Below are 19,168 nucleotides of genomic sequence, written 5' to 3' on the forward strand. Positions count from 1 at the left end.
CAAGCTGTTGTTCCTCTACCTCTGCCGCTTCGTTGCTGAATGGCCCTCATTTAACCATTTTATGATTTTAGCTTTTCGGCTTCTTTACCAAGTGCCCAGATCGCTTTATGTTTGTTTTCCGGCTTCTGAAGACCTAAATTTTCGCGCAGCGTTTTCCCTTCATACGATGTACGGAAAAGTCCACGGTTTTGCAGCTCAGGAATAACCTTATCCACAAACGTCTCAAATCCGCTGTAATAAATATGCGGCAAAATATTAAAGCCGTCCGCTCCGTTATTTCGAATCCAGCTTTCAATAAAATCAGCGGTTTGGATGACGGAGCCGGTAAATGATACATGCCCATGACCTGCTGCGCTGCGAGCTAAAAATTGGCGTATCGTCATTTTGTCTCGTATGGCCGCGTCAACCACGACCTCTTGCCGGCTGGTGATGCCTGTCGTTATCGTGCCGTAAGGCTTTGCCTTATCAACCGGAACAAGACTATCGAGCGGGTATTCCGACAAATCGACTGTAAAATAATTGGACAGCCGCTTAAGCGATTGCTTCGTGTTCAATAAGGCATTAAACTCGTCCTCGATATCCCGTGCTTCCGCTTCCGTATCGGCGACGATCGGGCTTAGACCCGGCATGATCAGCAATTGATCGCTCGTTCGTCCATGCTTCTGCAGCCTTGCTTTCACATCCGCATAAAACTGCTGCGCCGCGCCGAGTGTTTGCTGAGCCGTAAAAATCACATCCGCTGTTTTCGCTGCCAACTCCTTGCCGCTTTCCGATGAACCCGCCTGAACCAGCACGGGGAAGCCCTGCGGCGGGCGGGGAATGTTGAGCGGCCCCTTAACGGAATGATACTTGCCCTTAAAGTTAATCTCGTAGACCTTGCTCGTATCTAAAGCTACTTCAGACTCACGATCATAGATAAGAGCATCCTCTTCCCAGCTATTCCACAGCTGCTTCGTGACTTCAACAAATTCGTCGCCGATCTCATATCGCTTCGTTACCTCGGGATGCTCGGTTTTGTTGAAGTTTTCCGCATCTGATTGCGAATGTCCCGTCACGATGTTCCAGGCTGCCCTGCCTTTGCTGATATGATCAAGTGACGCAAACTTCCGTGCCACGTGAAAGGGATCATTGTACGTCGTACTGACGGTAGCAATTAAGCCAACATGCTTAGTCAGCGCTGCAAGCCCGGAGAGCAGCGTAAAAGGCTCCAGCCTTCTGCCTAGTCCAGAATAGTTGTCCGCTGTGAATAAGGAATCGAACAGCCCTTTCTCCGCTATCCTTGCAATATTCGCGTAATATTCCAAATCCAGATCTTCCTTAGGCGTCGAGTCCGGATGCTTCCAAGCGGCAGCATGATGCCCTGCGCCTCGCAAAAACACGTTAAAATGCGCTTTTTTGTCCCTGTTTATATTAGTCATGGATCATCCCCCGTTCTCTTTGCGATCATAAAAAAAGGAGATTCAGCTTTGAATAAGCTAAATCTCCGGTGGTCCGGTCGTATTATTCCGATAATTTTTAGGTTAATAGTATGATTTAATAGTAATACGTTGCTTTTCCGTTGTCAATGGATCAGAAGATACGTTAGACCACAGCTGCTTGTTTCCTGGCTGCCCACTTTTTCCGGAATACGGGAAGCAGCGCTTCGCCTGAGGAGGTCGCTTCCTCCAAATTTGGATAGCCAGATAAAATAAACGAGGTAATGCCCATGTCCGCATATTCGAGCAATCGATCTGCTACCTGCTCGGGCGTCCCGACAAACGCCATTGCGCCTCCGCCCCGCACCTGGGCAAGACCTGCCCAGAAATTGGGCCCTATCACATAGTCATTCGCTTCAGCCAGCTTTCTCAGCTCATTTTGCCGCTGCTGGCCTGCCGAGAGATTATAAAACAACTGCCCTTCAAGCCCCTGCTTCACTTCCGGCTCAATGCGGCTGACAATCAGCTTCGCAGCTGCCCAAGCCTCCTCTTCCGTGTCGCGAATGACGACCTGGGCACGCAGGCCGTAACGGATGCTTCGCTCGATCCCTTGTGTCTCAAGCAGCTCCCTTCGATGATATTCCACCTCATCGATTTGTTCTTTGATCCAATCAAGCGGCTCCGCCCACATCAAATATACGTCAGCAATTTCAGCCGCCGTTTTTTTGGCGGCGGCGGAGCTGCCGCCAAAATAAAACGGCGGATGCGGGCGCTGAACCGGAGGCGGATAGCTAACCCCGCCTTCAAGCTGAAAGTATTTGCCTTTGTAATCGAGCGGTTCAATGTGCTTAAAGGCATCATGCGCTGCCAGCAGCTGCTCGCCTCGCTCAGCCGCCGAGTTGATCCACAGCTGCTTCACGATTTTAATATATTCTAGCGTTCGCTCGTAACGGGCATCCTTGTCGAAGGCGAGCTCATCGCCCATTGCCTTCATATCAGCCGGCGAGCTTCCCGTTACGATATTCATTAGCGCCCTGCCGCCTGTAGCCTCATCCAGCGTAGCGCCCATGCGAGCCGCAAGTGCTGGAGCAATTAAGCCTGGGCGCATCGCGACGAGCGGCTTGAATATTTTCGTATGGGCCGCCAGCGTTGCGCCTATAATCCAAGCATCGGAGCAATTGCCGCCTGTCGGGATAAGCGCGAAAGTGTAGCCCGCAGCCTCCACAGCTTGAGCCACTTTGATATGATAAGCAATATCGACTACTCGCTCTGACTTCACGCCAACAAAAGGTCCATCCCCTCTAGTTGGCATATACCAGCCAAACTCCGGCTCAATCTCCAGATTAACGCTCACGCGCAGCCCCCCTAACAAATTCGTTCTAAATCAAGCGAATGGCCTCTGCCGGCTTATCGCAATTTAAAGCCCTGGCCTACGAGAAAATCATGCAGGTGACCGCGAAGGCGATCCGATTTAAATCTTCTCAGCATTTCACGCGACCATTTCGTTTCCTGATCTCCGCCTTTGCCGCCGCCCTTGCGGGTCGCATAATAGACGCGAGTAGTCTCGTCGTATGCTTTTATTTCAGATATCAGCCCTTCCTCCTTGTACACCTCTTTGTGGTAGACAGCCGCAAGCGGCAATCTAGGACGGATGTCCGGCTCTTGATCCGGAACGCCTACGCACATGCCAAATACCGGATAAACGAGCGGCGGCAGCGCCAGCAGATCCGTAACGCCCTGCGGATTGTTACGGATTCCTCCGATGTAAACCATCCCGTAGCCAAGCGATTCCGCCGCTATTGTCGCGTTTTGAGCAGCCAAAGTCGCATCGATCGTACCGAGCAGAAATTGCTCAACGTTTTGGTGCAGCTCGACATCCTCATGCAAATTAGCCGCTATTCGAATTTTGTTCAGATCCGCACACCATACGAGAAATACAGGACTCTCTACGATTTGCTGCTGATTTCCCGCAAGCTCTGCAAATTTCCTCTTCCGCTCCGGATCGGTGACGGCCACTACACTGTAAGCTTGAATATTCGAGGAGGTAGAGGCTGCTTGACCTGCTAATAAAATTTGCTCCAAGTCGGATTCGGGTATAGGAGTCGGCTTATACTTGCGAATCGAGCGATGCTTTTTCAATAATTCAATGACCTCGTTCATCGGTTCAGCTCCTTATCTTCTTTTAGTTTTAAACAAAAAAAACCGGAGACACAGTTAACTGTTGTCTCCGGTCGTCCGGTAGAGGATTAAATCCTATTATTCCAAGAAGCTTAGTTTGAAAATATCATTGAAAATTTATCACGTTATTATTTTTTTGTCAACCCGCGATCGCGCTCATTTCATTCCGAGCATCCAATATAATCAATTTCTACAATAAAATATTGTAATCCTCACTAATCACAGTATAATGCTCGGTATAAACGAAATCATATCCCGATTGGAGGAGAAGACATTGGTTGATCTCATCATCATTGGCGCCGGCCCTTATGGCATCTCACTCGCCGCACATGCAGCCGCCAGCCATTTATCTTACGTTTTACTAGGGGAGCCTATGCATTTCTGGAAGGAGCAAATGCCCCAAAGCATGTTCATTCGGACCAATCCGCGTTACATCAGCCTCTCCGACAAAGATGGCGCCTTCACGATTGAACGCTTTAGCAGCGAGACAGGCGCCACGCTGGAATCGCCTTTTCCGCGGCCTGCCTTTGTCGATTATGCCCTCTGGTTCGCTCAGCAGACCCGTGTTTCGTTTACGCCTGAACTAGCGGCACAGCTTGATCATTCCTCCGCTGGCTTTCACGTAACGACAAATGAAGGCAAGCTTTATGAAGCCAAACGCGTCATCGTTGCAACCGGCTTACAGCATTACAGCTACATCCCCGCCGAATTAAGCTTGCTTCCCTCCCATCTTCTCTCCCATACGTTTGGCCAGACCGAATTCAATAAATTTGCAGGCCAAAAAGTAGCCGTAATCGGAAGCGGACAGAGCGCTTGGGAAGCCGCTGCGCTGCTGCATCTGGCAGGAAGCGAACCCGAGCTTCTCTTTAGGCGCGATGCCGTTCACTATGCAGGCGAGGACAATACCGCTTCCGGCCAAAAGCTTCTCGATACGGCAGAGCAGTTCTACCGCCTCCCTCATGAGCAGAAGCAGGAGAGATGGAATTCGCCGCGGCAAGGAAGCGTAGCTCCTTTTTTGAGGCCATACGTTGAAGGCAAGCTTCCTATTACTGCCGGCGCCGCCATCGAGCGGGCAGAAGAAACGAGCGACGGCAAGGTGCTTCTGACTTTGACGAACAAACAAACCCGTGTCGTCGACCATGTCATTGCCGCTACCGGCTACAAAATCAATCTCGAGCAGGTGCCGTTTCTACCTCCCTATTTGCTGCAAGCCATAGAAAGAGAGCCAGACCGCTTTACCGCATTTCCTCTTCTTAGCGCCCACTTTGAAAGCAGTGTGCCCGGGCTTTACTTTACTGGACCGCTTGCCTCACATACCCACGGACCAGCCTTTGGCTTCGTCGCCGGCTTGCGTAAGGCGTGTTTTTCGATCATTCCTCACATCCAGCAGCATGCCAAAAAAGAACAGGAGCAGCGGACTTCCTAGTCCGCTTGCTCTTTTCTCTCCAACTATAATCCAATTGATCCAAAATCGAGCAGCACAAAGCAAAGGGGCCGCCTCATTCGCTGCGCCTTTGCTTCGTTTTTACGTTCTATTGATCGCCGAGCGTCGTTCTTAACGTTTCGACATCTTTATTAATCGCATCAGTCGCTTTACGAATCGCTGAATTCACGTCCAGCCCTTTAATGGCTAAATCCTCAGCAGCCTCGGTAAGCCTTGTCGTAATTTCAAGCTCATACGGGTGGATATAGTGCTCCTGCAGCGGCTCGCCGACAAATACATTTTGCACCGATTTGCCTTGCAGCACCGGAATGTCCAGTCCATATTCCTTCTCAAGCTCTGGATTAATAACAGCCGGAATACGTCCGTTTCTAGCTAAAATCGTCTGTCCCTCATCCGACAAAATTTCTGCAATTACTTGAAATGCCTCGTCTTTGTGCTTGCTTTGGCTATTGACGGACAGCGAATGGATTTGCGCCTCTCTTGTTTTGCCAAGCTGGTCGCTAAAGTTTGGCGCCGGCGCGATATCCCAATTAAACTCCACTCCCTGCTGACGCAGCTCCTCAAGCGGCCCTACCATGTTCGCAAGCCAAGTTACGCGCATGCCGATCACCTGATCCTTCATGAACTGATCGCGTCCCCAGTTCCATGTATTGTCCGGTGTAACGTAGCCTGGAATTTCAAAGATACGCTTGTTAAGCTCGAACACGCGCAGCCAATCCGGCGTATCGAGCGCAGCATTTCCTGTCTCGCGTTCCAAGTAAGGCAAACCTAGCCCTTTCGCTAAGCCTGACAGGTTATCAACCGATAGTCCGATATAGTTCACGCCATTCTCAGTACGCGTCAGCTTCGCAGCGATGTCCAGCACTTCATCCCAAGTCAGCTGCTTTTCGGTCGGGTACGGAACACCAAACTTATCAAAAATATCCTTATTATAATAAAGAACATGCTGATTGGCATTGAACGGAATTGCGTAAATTTCCCCGCCCTTATCCTTCGTAATTTCTTTGATATAATCGTACAAAATCGGCTTAATGCGGCTCTCATCGAATTTATGGCGCTTTATCAGCTCTCTCAAATCCTCATAAGCGCCGGTACGAACAATGCGCTGGTGCGAGGAAGATGAGGAATAGATGATGTCCGGCACATGCGTCGACAGCACCTCTTCATTCGTCGTCGTAGCAGCCGGAGTTATCCGCTCGATCGTTACGTTAGGAAATTTTTTCTTAATCGGATCTGCGATCAAGGTATTGAATTCCACGTCAGGAAACGTTCCGCTCGTACTAAAAAAAGTTAAGGTCAGCGGCTCGTCGCCGAGCTTTTTGAAATCCTCCTTCACCTCAGCTTCTGTTTCCTCCGCTGCTGCGCTCTCTTGCTTGTTGCTCCCTTTATTGCTCTCCGGCGTACTGCCTGAACTTGCGCAAGCCGTCAATATAGCGAATATTACTAGAATGACCGTCCCCAAAGTTAGCTTCTTCATGTTTACATACTCTCCTCATAGTTAGCTGCTGTTATGACGATGCCGCATTAACCTCATAGCGAATATTCGCGGGTCTCTTTAGACCAAGATTTTCGCGCAAAGTTGCTCCCTCGTATTCCGTCCGGAACAGCCCGCGATTTTGCAGCTCTGGAATGACCTGATCTACAAACTTCTCCAGCCCGCTCGGATAAATTTGAGGCATGACGTTAAATCCATCGGCAGCTCCGTTCAGAAACCAATTTTCAATCACATCTGCTAGCTGAAGAGGCGTGCCAGTAAACGTAAAATGCCCCCTCGCTCCCGCCAAACGATTGATCAATTGCTTCAGCGTCAAATGCTCATGACAAACGAGATCCAAGATGAGCTGATGCCGGCTTTTATTGCCATTCACATCATCTGTTTCTCTTACGCCAGCAAGCGACAGCGGCTCATCGAGCGGATGATTCGACAGATCAATCCCCAATCGCTCTGACAATCGTTTAACGGCGCCGTCTTTATTCACATACGCAAACAACTCGTTCTCGATTTCCTGCGCCTCTTCTACCGTATCGGCGAGGATCGGGCTAATGCCCGGCAAAATCTTGAGCTGCTCAGCTGTTCTTCCATACTTGGGCAGTCTGGATTTAACATCCTTATAGAACGCCTGCGCGCTTTCAATGCTCTGATGGGCAGTGAAAATAACCTCCGCTACTTTTGCAGCAAATTCCTTGCCGCTTTCCGAGGAGCCCGCCTGCACAAGCACCGGATAGCCCTGCGGCGGACGGGCAATGTTAAGCGGTCCTTTAACCGAATAATATTTTCCCTTGTGATCGATCGTATGGACTTTATCTTGAACAATGCGGGTGCCTGACGCTTTATCGTTGATAACCGCCCCATCCTCCCAGCTGTCCCATAGCTGCTTGGCTACCTCGACAAACTCATCCGCTTCTTCATAGCGCAGCGCATGATCCGGATGCTCCTCTCTCCCGAAATTATGGGCAGCCGATCCCGCGCCGGTCACAATATTCCAGCCTGCTCTCCCTTTGCTGATATGGTCTAGCGAAGCAAATTTGCGCGCGACGTGAAACGGTTCGTTGTAGGTTGTGCCGACGGTAGCGATCAGCCCGATATGCTTTGTCCTGCTAGCGAGAGCAGCCAGCTCCGTGAAGGGCTCCAGCTTATTGGAGCGTCCGACATATCCGTCTGCCAAAAACACGGAATCCATCAGCCCCCGCTCAGCGGTCTGAACGATTTGCAGCACCTGCTGAAAGTCGAGGTTGCGTTCCGGCTCCGCATCCGGGAGCCGCCATGATGCCTCATGGTGGCCGGTCCCGAACAAAAAGGCGTTGAGATTCAGCTTGCGCCGAGAATGACTCATATTTTATCCCCTCTCCATTTGCTTGCTTATTGACCAATCGTCGTTTTTAGCGTCTCTACATCCTTATTGATCGCGTCCGTCGCTTTGCGGATCGCCGAGTTGACATCCAGTCCCTTAACGGCAAGATCCTCTGCCGCCTCAGTAAGCCTTATCGAAATACTTGACTCATAAGGATGAATGTAATGCTCTTGAATCGGCTCGCCGATGAATACGTTTTGAACGGTTTTCCCTTGCAGGACGGGTATTTCAGCGCCGTAATCCTTCTCCAGCTCAGCATTGATAATGGAAGGAACACGGCCGTTCTTCGCGATTATGCGTTGACCCTCATCCGACAAAATTTCCGCGATAACCTGGAATGCCTCGTCTTGATGCGGGCTTTGGCTGTTAATCGCGATCGAGTGAATTTGAGCTTCCCGCGTTTTGCCGAGCTGATCGCTGAAGTTTGGAGCCGGCGCAATATCCCAATTAAATTCCACGCCCTGCTGGCGCAGCTCCTCGAGCGGACCGACCATGTTGGCAAGCCAGGATACGCGGATCGCAATATTTTGATCCTTCATAAAGTTGTCGCGCGTCCAGTTCCATGTGCCATCTGGCGTAACATATCCCGGTATCTCTAAAATCTTTTTCTGCAGCTCGAACACGCGCAGCCACTCCGGCGTATCCAGCGCAGCCTGACCGGTCTCGCGATCCAAGTACGGAAGGCCAAGCGATTTGGATAAGCCCGTTAAATTATCTACGGCAAGGCCAATGTAATTCACGCCATTTTCCGTTCGGGTCAGCTTCGTTCCAAGCTCAACCGCTTCATCCCAAGTGAGCTGCTTGTCGGTTGGGTAAGGGACGCCGAATTTATCAAAAATATCTTTGTTGTAATACAGCACATGCTGGTTAATATTGAACGGAAGCGCCAAAACAGCATCTCCTTGGCCCTTCGTAATTTCCTTGATATAGCCGTATCCGATTGGCTTGAGGCGGCTCTCGTCAAAATGATGCTTCTTAATCAGTTCCCGCAAGTCCTGATAAACGCCCGTGCGAATGACCCGCTGCTGAACGCTGCCAAAAATAATGTCAGGCACATGCGTCGACAATACCTCCTCCGGAGTCGTCGTTGCGGCTGGCGTAATGCGTTCAATCTTCACATTCGGATATTTCGCATGGATAGGCCCTGCGATCATCGCTTCGAATTCCACATCGGTAAAGGTTGCCCCTGTGGAGTAGAACGTCAGCGTAAGCGGCTCATCGCCCAGCTTCTTGAAATCCGCCTTCTCTTGCGAGCTGTTGGATGTAGCGGCTGCAGTAGTGGAATCATTCTTGCTCGCTGGAGCATCGTTATTGCCTCCGCAAGCTGAGATCAGCGCAATTACTAATAAAATAACAATGACAGACCCTAGCTTCCTCATCATATACCCTCTCTTTTCTGCAGCTTATTTTCCGGCTAAATTTAGATTTTCTGCAAATGGCGCGTATTCGCCGGGCGTTTTAAGCCAAGGCTTTCACGCAATGTCTTTCCTTCATATTCCGTCCGGAATAAACCGCGGTTTTGCAATTCGGGAATGACCTTATCCACAAAGGTCTCAAGCCCTGTCGGGAATAGCTGCGGCAGGACGTTAAAGCCATCGGCCGCATGGTTTTTGAACCATTTCTCAATGAGATCCGCCGTTTGGAGGACTGAACCTGTGAACGTAATATGGCCGTGTCCGCCGTTGCTGCGATAAAGCAGCTGACGAATGGTGAATCCTTCTCTGCGCGCCGCATCGAGAATAACCTCTTGCCTGCTGCGAATGCCGTTAAACTCTTCCGGCGGCTTTGCTTTGTCGAGCGGTACCGGCGCATCCAGCGGATAGTCGTTCAGATTAACGGTAAACCTCTCGGATAAGCTATCCAGCGCCCGCTTCGTATCCACGTACGCATGCAACTCCTCCTCAATATCGCGCGCTTCCGCCTCCGTATCGGCTACGATTGGAGCAAGCCCCGGCAAAATAACAAGCTCGCTTTGCTTTCTTCCGTACTTGGCTAGACGTGATTTCACATCGCTGTAAAACGCCTGACCGGCTTCAAAGGTCTGCTGGGCTGTAAAAATGACCTCTGCCGTTTTGGCGGCAAGCTCCTTGCCCTGCTCGGAGGAGCCCGCCTGCACGAGTACCGGATAGCCCTGCGGCGGTCGCGGTATGTTAAGCGGCCCTTTCACCGAATAGGTATGGCCTTTGAAGTTGATCTCATGCACTTTGCCCGCCTCGACCAATTTGCCTCCCTGCTTATCGAAGATGAGCGCGTCATCCTCCCAGCTGTCCCATAGCTGCTTCACCACTTCGACGAACTCCTCGCCCGTCTCATAGCGCTCCGCATGCTCGGGATGTTCATCCCTGCTGAAGTTATGGGCAGCGGAGCCGGCGCCCGTTACGATGTTCCAGCCTGCTCTGCCTCCGCTAATATGATCTAAGGAAGCAAATTGCCTGGCTACGTGGAACGGATCATTATAGACCGTCCCAACCGTTGCGATTAAGCCTATATGCTCGGTAACGGAGGCTAATGCCGATAGCAGCGTAAACGGCTCCAGCTTGCTTCCTCCTCCTGCATAGCCATCGGCTAGAAATACGGAATCCAGCTTGCCGCGCTCGGCAATTCTCGCCAGATGCCCTAAGTAATCAATATCCAGCTCCAGCTCTGGATGGGAGTCCGCATGGCGCCAAGCGCCTGCATGATGCCCGGTTGCTCTCAAAAATACATTTAGATGAACTTTGCGATTGTCTTCACTCATTATGAATACACCTCTTTTTCAGCTTTAAGGGATAGGAAGGCATTAGCCGGACGCGCAAGCCCAAGATTGCCCCGCAGCGTTTGCTCTTCATAGGAAGTGCGGAATAAGCCGCGATTTTGAAGCTCCGGAATCACCTTCTCTACAAAGCGCTCCAAGCCGCTCGGGTAAATTTGCGGCATAAGGTTAAAGCCGTCAGCTGCGCCGCTATGGAACCATTTCTCGATCACATCAGCCAGCGCAAGCGGCGTACCCGTGAAGGTGAAATGTCCTCTAGCTCCTGCTAAGCGATTAATTAATTGCCTGAGCGTCGGCCGCTCCCGTTCAACCAAATCCAAAATCAGCTGATGGCGGCTCTTCATGCCGTTTACCTCATCTGTGGACTGTGCTCCATCCAGGCTGACTACGTCATCTAGGGAATGACGGGATAGATCGACTCCGAGGCGGGAGGATAGTCGGCTTATTGCACCCTCATGATCGATGAGATTAAATAATTCCTCTTCGATCTCTCTCGCTTCCGCCTCCGTATCAGCCAAAATCGGACTTAAGCCCGGCAATATTTTCAGCTGGCCGGGTGTACGGCCATATTGCGCGAGACGTGATTTGACGTCCTTATAGAAAGCGCGAGCCTCTTCAAACGTCAGCTGAGCGGTGAAGATCACCTCCGCTGTTTTTGCCGCAAAATCTTTGCCGGTTTCCGAGGAGCCTGCTTGGACAAGGACCGGATAGCCCTGCGGCGGACGTGCAATATTAAGAGGTCCCTTCACAGCAAAATGCTTGCCTAAGTAGTCAATCGTATGAACCTTTGCCTGATCGATGAGGACGCCGTTTATTTTGTCATTCCGTACGGCTTCATCCTCCCAGCTGTCCCATAATCGCTTTACGACCTCCACGAATTCCTCTGCCGATTCATAACGCTCATGATGCTTCGGATGCTGTTCCTTGCTGAACTGCTCCGCTGCCGGTCCCGCCCCGGTTACGATATTCCAGCCTGCCCGGCCTTTGCTGATATGGTCCAAGGAGGCAAACTTCCTTGCCACATGGAACGGCTCGTTATAAGTCGTTTCCACCGTTGCGATCAGACCGATATGCTTCGTTGCCGCCGCTAGCGCCGACAGCAGCGTGAACGGCTCAAGCGTACCGGAGCTTGCCCAATAGCCGTCAGCGAGAAATACCGAGTCCAGCAAGCCTTTCTCGGCAATTTGGGCTAGCTTTAAATAGTGCTGAATGTTCAGTCCTTTCTCCGGCTCGGTGCCAGGATAGCGCCATGAGGCTTCATGGTGGCCCGATGCCGCGAGAAACGCGTTAAGGTTAAGCTTTCGCTCCGACTTGGTCATGCTTAATCCCCCTCTAAACGTTGTAATAAAAAATAGCCAGAGCTGCCCTAAAGGCATCTCCGGCTATCCGGTCGATAATTACCAAGTAAACCAATATATATAATCAGCTTTATTGCAAGTGCTAAGAATTTATCATCTCAAAGTGATTCTGTCAACGATTATTTCCATGTTTCTACTCGACCAAGCCCGTACGTTCAACCCCTTCAATAAACCAGCGCTGCGCGAACAGATAGACGACGAGCAGCGGCATAATGATGAGGAAAGAGGCAGCCATTTTGATCGCTTCGGCATACACCGTTATTTCGCCCGCGCCTTCAGCCAGCTTCATTTCACCTGCCATCCTCGCCAGCGTTATGGACAACGGCACGTTTTCTGCCGTAAACATAAACAACGACGGGAAATAAAAATCATTCCAGTTCCAGACAAACGAGAACAGCACCACTACAACGGTAGCCGATCTCGATATCGGAAACATGACGCGGAAGAACATGCGGAAAGGTCCCGCTCCGTCCATGCGCGCCGCCTCGTCCAGCTCCTTCGGCAGCGTGGAATAGAAGGCGCGGTAAATAATGACGAACATCGCCCCCTTCAGCCCGTGTCCGAATAGAGCAGGCACAACCATCGGCAAAAACGTGTTCAGCCAGCCAAACCCCTTAAAGAGCATGATGGACGGCAAAATCGTAATCTGAGGCGGCATAATAAAGGTAAATAAGAGCAGGGCTCCCCATACTTTTTTGAAAGGGAAATCAAGCCTTGCGAACGCGTAACCTGCAATCGCGCAGGAGAAAACCTGCAGCACCGCAACGGAAGACGCCAGCGACACGCTAATGAGAAAGCTTTTGCCATAGTTCAGCATCTCCGATGCTTCCTGCAGATGGCCGAGGAACAGCGTTTTCGGTACCCATATGACGGTCGGATCAAGAATGTTTTTGGCGTCCTTCACCATCGTCGTCACCATGTATAGAATCGGTTTAATATAAATAAATGCGACGTTGATTAGAATGACATACACAAACAGCTTGAATAGCAGCCCTTTGTCGATTTCCGCTCCAAGGAGCCGGTATTTCAGCAAATCGAGTCCCTGGCGTAGCTTATCCTCCGAATAAAGCCTGGCCGCTGCCTCGCTGCCTCTTTTGACTATCTTCATCAGAGCTCACCTCTCTTTCCTGTTTATCGTTTTCCTGATAGCGATTTGTCAACCTTGCCGTAGAGGAATAAGGTCAGAAGCACAAAGGTGAGGATAATCGAAAAATAAATCCATGCCAGCGCGCTGGAGCTGCCGTAATTGGTCGTATTCACTCGGCTGACAATCGGATTGGACGGGAATGTGAACAGGTCGACGACGGTGTACATTAAATTCAAGAAAATATAGGGGACAAGTCCCGGAAGCGTTATTTTCCAAAACGTATTCCACGGTCCCGAGCCATCAATGCGCGAAGCCTCATAGACCGACGCCGGCAGCGTCTGTCTCCCTGCAAGGAAGATTAAGATTTGAACGCCCGAATACCATAGAACGAGCACAAACGAGCTCATCACCTTCTGAATCGGAGCGACCCAAGCTCCCGGCACGTATTCCTGCAAATAATAGTCGATCCGCAGCGTTTCCATAATGCTAAGCGAGCCTTCGCCCTGCGCGATAAACTCCTGTACGATTTGGCCCGAGGAGAATATGACAGGGAGAAAAAAGATAACCCGAAACAGCGTCCTGCCTGGGAACCGCAGATTTAACAGAATGGCAACTAATAGAGAGAATACAAGAATGATCGGGATCATCATCGCCGACTCTCTTAGAAACGGGAACAGCTCTTCATAGAGCAAGCTTCCGTTGGCAATCAATATCTCTCTATAGTGGCTCAATCCGATAAACGTATAATTGACGCTGTTTACTGTAATTTTGACCTGATGAAAGCTCATGTATAGCGAGTAGCCTAGCGGAAACGCCACAAAGACGAGAAAGCCAAACACCCACGGCGCAATAAACAAGGAGCCTTCCAGCTTCCGTATCGTCGTATTCTCAAGCTTGCGGCTCCACCTCATCGCTTCGTTCCCCCTTTAATGACCACAAAGTCTTTTGCCGGAACGAATACGCCGTCCTTGCTGTAATCCGTCTCATTATAATTAACGACAATGCGATAGCCGCTGCCGTAAACCGTCTCCTTTACTTTAGGAGCGAGCTCGCGGTGCGCCGTTATATACTCATCCTGCACAGCTGCCAGCGCTTCATTCGATCTTGCATATTCACCCTTTAGATCATCGATCCAATCCTTGTAATTCAAGCTGTAATACCATAAGGAATACGATTTTCTAAGGTCAGCCGCCTTATCGCCGCTAAGCACATAAGCAGGGTATGCCCCGTACTCGATGCTCCGCAAAAACTCATCGCCGAATTCATCGCGCAAATTCGACCATTCCAGCGTATACGTGCGAAGGCCATGAAGAACAATTTGGGCAAACGGAATTTCTTCGCTAATGAAGACGTCATACGAATAATCGTCCGTTAATCGGTGGACATGATCGATCTGATCCAGCGCATAGAAGTTTACGTTATTCGCTGCTATCGATCCAAGCGCTTCCTTGCTCTTTTTCAAAATGCCGCGCTGCACCTCAACGACGTCCGCCCTGCTTGCTCGGTAACGGCTGTTGAAATCGGTATTTACCTGCTGACCGATGCCATCCTCGTAATAAATGCCGTCCGCCCCTAAGCTCTTATAGTCGTTCAAATCAGCCGAGACAACCTTCTCGTAAAATTTTGGGCTAACGAATTTGCCGACATCCTGATCGGCATTTCGCTGCTCCTCCAGCACCGTTCCCGCCAAATTCCGCAAGCCGTCGCGCCTCCACCAAAACCGATCATCGCCATTCGTATTTAGCGTATAGTTGGCCGTTAAATAGACGGGAATGTTCAAGGAATGGGCAAACGATATAAAGCTTCTCATGCCGCTGTTCCCGCCTAAACGCTTATCTACCGGGAAATAGCCGCCATGGGTGCTGTAGCCATCCTGCTGCCAGCCCGCGAAGTTAATTTGCATATGCTGAATGCCAAGCTCGTAAATTTGACGAACAAGCTCGGTCGCTTCTGCCGTCGTGGTTGCTTTTAGGTAAGAGTCGGCAAAAAGCCCTTTCTCGATGTCCGCCCCTACAATATCGACGTAAAGCGGAATATCCTTCTTAGGCGCTGCCAGCGGCTTAACACCCTGTTCATGAATCAAATAGTTACGATAAGCCTCTGCCATTCCGACATAATTGCTTTTCTCCGGCAGCAGCGGATAGTAGCGCATTGCGCGACCATCCGTTAAAAACTTGTCGCCGCTGTACGTATAGAAGCCTTCGCCGGTGCTTTTGCTTACGCTTTGGAAAAATCGCTTGCGATACTGCCACTCAGTCGTCGCCCAGTTCGAGCGCCCGACCGCGCCCGATGGCGCAGCATAGACGTTCGCGAACGCCTCCCCTTGCGAGATAATCGCAACAAACGCTTGATCGCCGGACTTTATTCCATATACGGGCATTCCGATTCTTTGCCGGCCGGTATTCTCGTTATAGTACGATAAGTCCGGGCCATACACGCTCTCATTATAGGTAAGCTGCTGCATAATCCGGTCTTGTGCGAAGTTGATCAACGAGCCTGAACCGTCCGGCAGCAAAATATACCCCTCCTGCCCCACTGAGGGCTCTGCTCCGAATAACGGGTAGAGCTTAATATTCAATAGGCTTAAAGCGCCTTCCACGATGCCCGAATCCATGATCCGCGTCTCCACATAATCGTCATGCAGACTTACCTCAATCGGAATTTTGAACTCCGCCTTTGGCAGCGCAAAGGTGACGGTAAATCCAGCTGCGGTAGGCTGGAAGTTTTCCAGATAGCCTTGGTTTTCGATTAGTCCTGCCGTCACCGAGGATGACTTGTAGTTTTTGGCATTGACGTATTCGACTATAATCGGCGAGGTCAAATTATTTTTCCACGTATTAGGAACCGTCTCATCCTTCCAATACTGCGGATCAGGATACGAGCGCCATACCTTCCCCGTCGATTTGTTGATCACTTGAAAATGACCAGTCGTCTTATCCGCAAGCAGCTTTAAGCTGCCGGACTCGGCAAGCTGTTCAAAGCCGCCTTCGTCAGGCAAGCCCGCCTTATAGGGAGCAGCTCCCTTCTTCTCGAAAAGACTAGTGACAATCGCAGCCTCATTAGACGGTTTGCTCCATTGCTCTCCTACCAGTAAAGCCAGCCATCCAATAAAGGCCAGCAAAACGATAGCGAGCACCAGCTTCGCAATGAGCTTAACGTTGATTTTACGGGCAGTCATCGGATGATCACCTCCTGGTATAAGGAATTAATAAAGTTGACCAATTCTATGCTAAGGCTGATTAAGATGAAGATCAGAATGACGATGATCGCTAGCGCAAGCAAGGATAACAGAATAATAAAGATCGCTTCGATGAACGTATAGTTGTGTATCCCCTGAACCATCCAAATAAACAGCAGCGCCACCCATAGGACGATAAACAGCTTCAAAAAATGAAAGATGGCAAGCTCATTCAGAGTGAGCACATTTGAGAGTAGAGTTACCGGTATTCCTATGAGAATAATCGGATATAAGGCGTACGAGCTGCTGTAAAATACGTCCTGGAACCTCCCCTCGCCTCTAAGCAGCGAGCTGATCAAATAGTTGGAGACGATCCACCCAAGCCATATGCCTACAAATTGAATCGTGATCGGAAACAAATCAACGCCGACATGGACAGCCGGATTGAATATGAAGCTTGTGCCAGCTTGCATATAACCGTACGATACCGCCGCTAATACGAATAAAATGATGCTGCTTAAGAAGCCTGCTTTGTTCTCATATCGTATAGCATAGAAGCCATCAACCGGATGCTTGATTAAATAGAAAACATGCTTCAGCTGTTCTATCCACAACGGCTTCGGACGACGAAGCTTGGCGCTCTGTCTGGTTTTCAATTGAAGCTTCTTGGACAAACCGTTCCATAGCAGATAGATGATCCCGAGTACAAGCGCGCTATTCATGAGCAGGCCAAAATGGCTTTGAAACCATTTCAACCGATTTTGCCAAAAGGATTCCGAATAGCCGCCAACGACTCCCGCCTGATAAAACAGCTTTTCGGCTCTCGCATAATCTTCTTTCTTGTATGCTGCCTTCGCCAAACCGATCAAGGCAGGCGTATACTGTGCATTCAATCGATGAACCTCGCGCCATAAGGGCTCGCTTTGCTCATACTTCCCTTCCTGCGTCAGCCCGTTCGCCTCATGGACGAGCTTTCCAAACTCCGATAACCGGAGAACCTGAATCAAATTGTTTACGCTGTCGAGCACCAGCAGCTCGCCTTTCGAATTGCTTGCAATGGCAGCCGGCGTTTTGACGACCCCAGTCTTCGAGGTAGCCGTAATGACGTCGCCGCCCCAGAAAAACAGCAGATTCCCATTAAGATCATACTGGCTAATGATGTTCCAGACCGAATCGATAACCGTAATGTTGCCGGCAGAATCGACCGTAATGTCATTTAACTGCGGGCTAATGCCTTGCTGCGAATAGTGAAAATACTCACCGTACGATTTAACGGGCTGCAAAGCGGCAAACTCTCCCTTGCCAACCAGCTGATCGAGTCCCGCTATATTTAGCTTTTTAACCTGGTCCTGCTGTATCTCCTTCGTTACCGTGTAAATATAGCCGTTTTTGTCTATTGTAGAGTTAGCAATCGCTCCCGGCAGCTTCTTCAGCTCCCGCTGATACATCTCTCGCGTATAGACAAATCGTTTAAAGGCATCAAATAAAGAGAACGGCACTCTGTTCGGACCAAAAAAGCTGACGAAGCTTCCTTCGGGATCAAGCTGCACCAGGCCTTGATAGGCGCCAAGCGTCGTTACGTAAATAAAGCCTCGTTTATCAACGATCAGATTGATCGGATCGTATTTGAAGCCAGCAGGCAAGTAGCTGGATTCGGGACGGCCAAATGCCTTCAGCAGCTTCCCATTCGGATCGAGCCGAACGACCCGATTGTTGCCAGTATCCGCAACGTAAATTTCTCCTGCCCTGTCAACGTACAATCCGCTTGGCTTCTTAAGCGGACTTTCGCTTACTTTGATTTCTCGGATATAGTGTCCTTGCTCATCCAAATGAACGATGCGATTGTTGCCTGTATCCGCAATATAGATGTGATCCCTCTCGTCCACAAATATATCCTTAGGCTGGTTTAGCTGCAGCTTAGCCAGTTTCTTGGCGCCAGCTGACTGGCTTGCTTCCTGAGGAATCACATCCGTGCCAACAATGCCGGCTGGAATATACGCCGCTTGCGTTTGCACCAGCTGTCCGAATCCATCCTTATAGTAGGTTTCGTACGGTAACTGTGAGGCTGTAGCCTGCAAGCCGGGCCACGCTATGTAAATCGCCGTAATCAAGACAATGATGGCCAGACGAATCCGCAGCCTCCTGTTCTTCAAGCGATTTCCCCCTTATCTATTTAATTCCCGAATGCGCCATCGTAGAAATGACCTTGCTTTGAAGAATAATAAAGAAAAATAAATTCGGGACGAGCATAATGAGCGCCGCTACCGCAGCCGCGCCTTGGCGCGCTACATTGTTGGCAAGATTGTTCGTCAGCGTCGAGAGAAAGAACGGGAAGTTTTTCATTTCGTCATCCTGCATGAACAGCATTGACGTCTCCACGTTGCCCCATGAGTTTTGAAAGGCTAAAATCGCTACCGTCGCAATCGCCGGCATACACATCGGGATAACGATGCGGGCAAACACGATAAACTCATTTGCGCCGTCTATTCTTGAAGCTTCCAGCAGCGAGTCCGGGATCTGATCCACGAATTGCTTAAGCAGGAAGACGGCTACCGGCAAAGCAAGCACGGGCAGCAGGTGCCCCCAATACGTGTTCATAATGCCGAGATTGCTGACGACCAAATACCTAGGAATTTGAATAACCTCTGGCGTGAACATCAACATTAATATAATGGTGGCAAAAATAAACTTACGTCCGGGGAACGGGTGCTTCGACAAAGGATAAGCGCACAGGGCGCTCACTGCCGTTACGCCAATAACGCTCGCAGCCGAGATAAACAAGCTGTTGAATAAATAACGCGATACCGGAACGACAGAATTTGAAGTCACCCAGAACAGCTCCACAAAGTTCTGTATGTTCGGCTCCTTGACAAAAAATCTCGGCGGATAGATAAACAGCTCATG

Annotated in this window: 14 protein-coding genes; 1 reads left to right on the forward strand and 13 read right to left on the reverse strand. The window is 50.2% G+C overall.

What is annotated here, in order from left to right:
- Nucleotides 1-59: 59 nt before the first annotated feature.
- From HI950_RS31140 to nfsA, 3 genes are all read right to left on the reverse strand, one after another.
- The gene (locus HI950_RS31140; protein ID WP_169090305.1) at nt 60-1,418 is read right to left on the reverse strand and encodes an LLM class flavin-dependent oxidoreductase; all 1,359 of its coding nucleotides are present in this window, start codon (nt 1,416-1,418) and stop codon (nt 60-62) included.
- 163 nt (nt 1,419-1,581) lie between these two features.
- Nucleotides 1,582-2,769 (reverse strand): LLM class flavin-dependent oxidoreductase, encoded by a 1,188-nt coding sequence (locus HI950_RS31145; protein WP_317618484.1) that lies wholly within the window; start codon nt 2,767-2,769, stop codon nt 1,582-1,584.
- Nucleotides 2,770-2,822: 53 nt separating this feature from the next.
- Complete coding sequence (nfsA, locus tag HI950_RS31150; protein WP_169090307.1) at nt 2,823-3,575, reverse strand: oxygen-insensitive NADPH nitroreductase; 753 nt, start codon at nt 3,573-3,575, stop codon at nt 2,823-2,825.
- Between the two features lie 292 nt (nt 3,576-3,867).
- Here nfsA and HI950_RS31155 point away from each other — a divergent pair, with 292 nt between their 5' ends.
- Nucleotides 3,868-5,019: an NAD(P)-binding domain-containing protein gene (locus tag HI950_RS31155; RefSeq protein ID WP_169090309.1), complete on the forward strand. Its 1,152-nt coding sequence runs from the start codon at nt 3,868-3,870 to the stop codon at nt 5,017-5,019.
- A 106-nt stretch (nt 5,020-5,125) separates the two neighbouring features.
- On the opposite strand, the gene HI950_RS31160 is transcribed toward HI950_RS31155, so the two are convergent.
- From HI950_RS31160 to HI950_RS31205, 10 genes are all read right to left on the reverse strand, one after another.
- Nucleotides 5,126-6,514, reverse strand: coding sequence for an ABC transporter substrate-binding protein (locus HI950_RS31160; protein ID WP_169090312.1), 1,389 nt, complete (start codon nt 6,512-6,514; stop codon nt 5,126-5,128).
- A 31-nt stretch (nt 6,515-6,545) separates the two neighbouring features.
- Nucleotides 6,546-7,871: an LLM class flavin-dependent oxidoreductase gene (locus tag HI950_RS31165; RefSeq protein ID WP_169090314.1), complete on the reverse strand. Its 1,326-nt coding sequence runs from the start codon at nt 7,869-7,871 to the stop codon at nt 6,546-6,548.
- Between the two features lie 26 nt (nt 7,872-7,897).
- The gene (locus HI950_RS31170) at nt 7,898-9,271 is read right to left on the reverse strand and encodes an ABC transporter substrate-binding protein (RefSeq protein WP_169090316.1); all 1,374 of its coding nucleotides are present in this window, start codon (nt 9,269-9,271) and stop codon (nt 7,898-7,900) included.
- A gap of 38 nt (nt 9,272-9,309) precedes the next feature.
- Nucleotides 9,310-10,626, reverse strand: coding sequence for an LLM class flavin-dependent oxidoreductase (locus tag HI950_RS31175; protein ID WP_169090318.1), 1,317 nt, complete (start codon nt 10,624-10,626; stop codon nt 9,310-9,312).
- Nucleotides 10,626-11,960: an LLM class flavin-dependent oxidoreductase gene (locus HI950_RS31180; RefSeq protein ID WP_169090320.1), complete on the reverse strand. Its 1,335-nt coding sequence runs from the start codon at nt 11,958-11,960 to the stop codon at nt 10,626-10,628. Before HI950_RS31180 ends, HI950_RS31175 begins: the two co-directional genes overlap by 1 nt.
- Nucleotides 11,961-12,132: 172 nt before the next feature.
- Nucleotides 12,133-13,107, reverse strand: coding sequence for a carbohydrate ABC transporter permease (locus tag HI950_RS31185; protein ID WP_169090322.1), 975 nt, complete (start codon nt 13,105-13,107; stop codon nt 12,133-12,135).
- Nucleotides 13,108-13,130: 23 nt separating this feature from the next.
- On the reverse strand, nt 13,131-13,997 hold the full coding sequence (locus HI950_RS31190; protein WP_169090324.1) for a carbohydrate ABC transporter permease: 867 nt from the start codon (nt 13,995-13,997) through the stop codon (nt 13,131-13,133).
- The gene (locus HI950_RS31195; protein WP_169090326.1) at nt 13,994-16,264 is read right to left on the reverse strand and encodes a DUF5696 domain-containing protein; all 2,271 of its coding nucleotides are present in this window, start codon (nt 16,262-16,264) and stop codon (nt 13,994-13,996) included. Before HI950_RS31195 ends, HI950_RS31190 begins: the two co-directional genes overlap by 4 nt.
- Nucleotides 16,261-18,417, reverse strand: coding sequence for a YIP1 family protein (locus HI950_RS31200; RefSeq protein WP_169090328.1), 2,157 nt, complete (start codon nt 18,415-18,417; stop codon nt 16,261-16,263). The genes HI950_RS31195 and HI950_RS31200 overlap by 4 nt, the downstream gene beginning before the upstream one ends.
- Nucleotides 18,418-18,433: 16 nt before the next feature.
- On the reverse strand, nt 18,434-19,093 hold the full coding sequence (locus tag HI950_RS31205; RefSeq protein WP_317618486.1) for a carbohydrate ABC transporter permease: 660 nt from the start codon (nt 19,091-19,093) through the stop codon (nt 18,434-18,436).
- Nucleotides 19,094-19,168 lie beyond the last annotated feature (75 nt).

Origin of the sequence: Paenibacillus sp. PL91 (assembly GCF_012935325.2) — a bacterium.
Taxonomy (GTDB): domain Bacteria; phylum Bacillota; class Bacilli; order Paenibacillales; family Paenibacillaceae; genus Pristimantibacillus.

Coding starts and splice junctions, on each gene's coding strand:
- nfsA (WP_169090307.1), bottom strand. CDS start 3,575: ATGAACGAGGTCATTGAATTATTGAAAAAGCATCGCTCGATTCGCAAG.
- HI950_RS31170 (WP_169090316.1), bottom strand. CDS start 9,271: ATGATGAGGAAGCTAGGGTCTGTCATTGTTATTTTATTAGTAATTGCG.
- HI950_RS31165 (WP_169090314.1), bottom strand. CDS start 7,871: ATGAGTCATTCTCGGCGCAAGCTGAATCTCAACGCCTTTTTGTTCGGG.
- HI950_RS31180 (WP_169090320.1), bottom strand. CDS start 11,960: ATGACCAAGTCGGAGCGAAAGCTTAACCTTAACGCGTTTCTCGCGGCA.
- HI950_RS31190 (WP_169090324.1), bottom strand. CDS start 13,997: ATGAGGTGGAGCCGCAAGCTTGAGAATACGACGATACGGAAGCTGGAA.
- HI950_RS31195 (WP_169090326.1), bottom strand. CDS start 16,264: ATGACTGCCCGTAAAATCAACGTTAAGCTCATTGCGAAGCTGGTGCTC.
- HI950_RS31175 (WP_169090318.1), bottom strand. CDS start 10,626: ATGAGTGAAGACAATCGCAAAGTTCATCTAAATGTATTTTTGAGAGCA.
- HI950_RS31185 (WP_169090322.1), bottom strand. CDS start 13,107: ATGAAGATAGTCAAAAGAGGCAGCGAGGCAGCGGCCAGGCTTTATTCG.
- HI950_RS31160 (WP_169090312.1), bottom strand. CDS start 6,514: ATGAAGAAGCTAACTTTGGGGACGGTCATTCTAGTAATATTCGCTATA.
- HI950_RS31140 (WP_169090305.1), bottom strand. CDS start 1,418: ATGACTAATATAAACAGGGACAAAAAAGCGCATTTTAACGTGTTTTTG.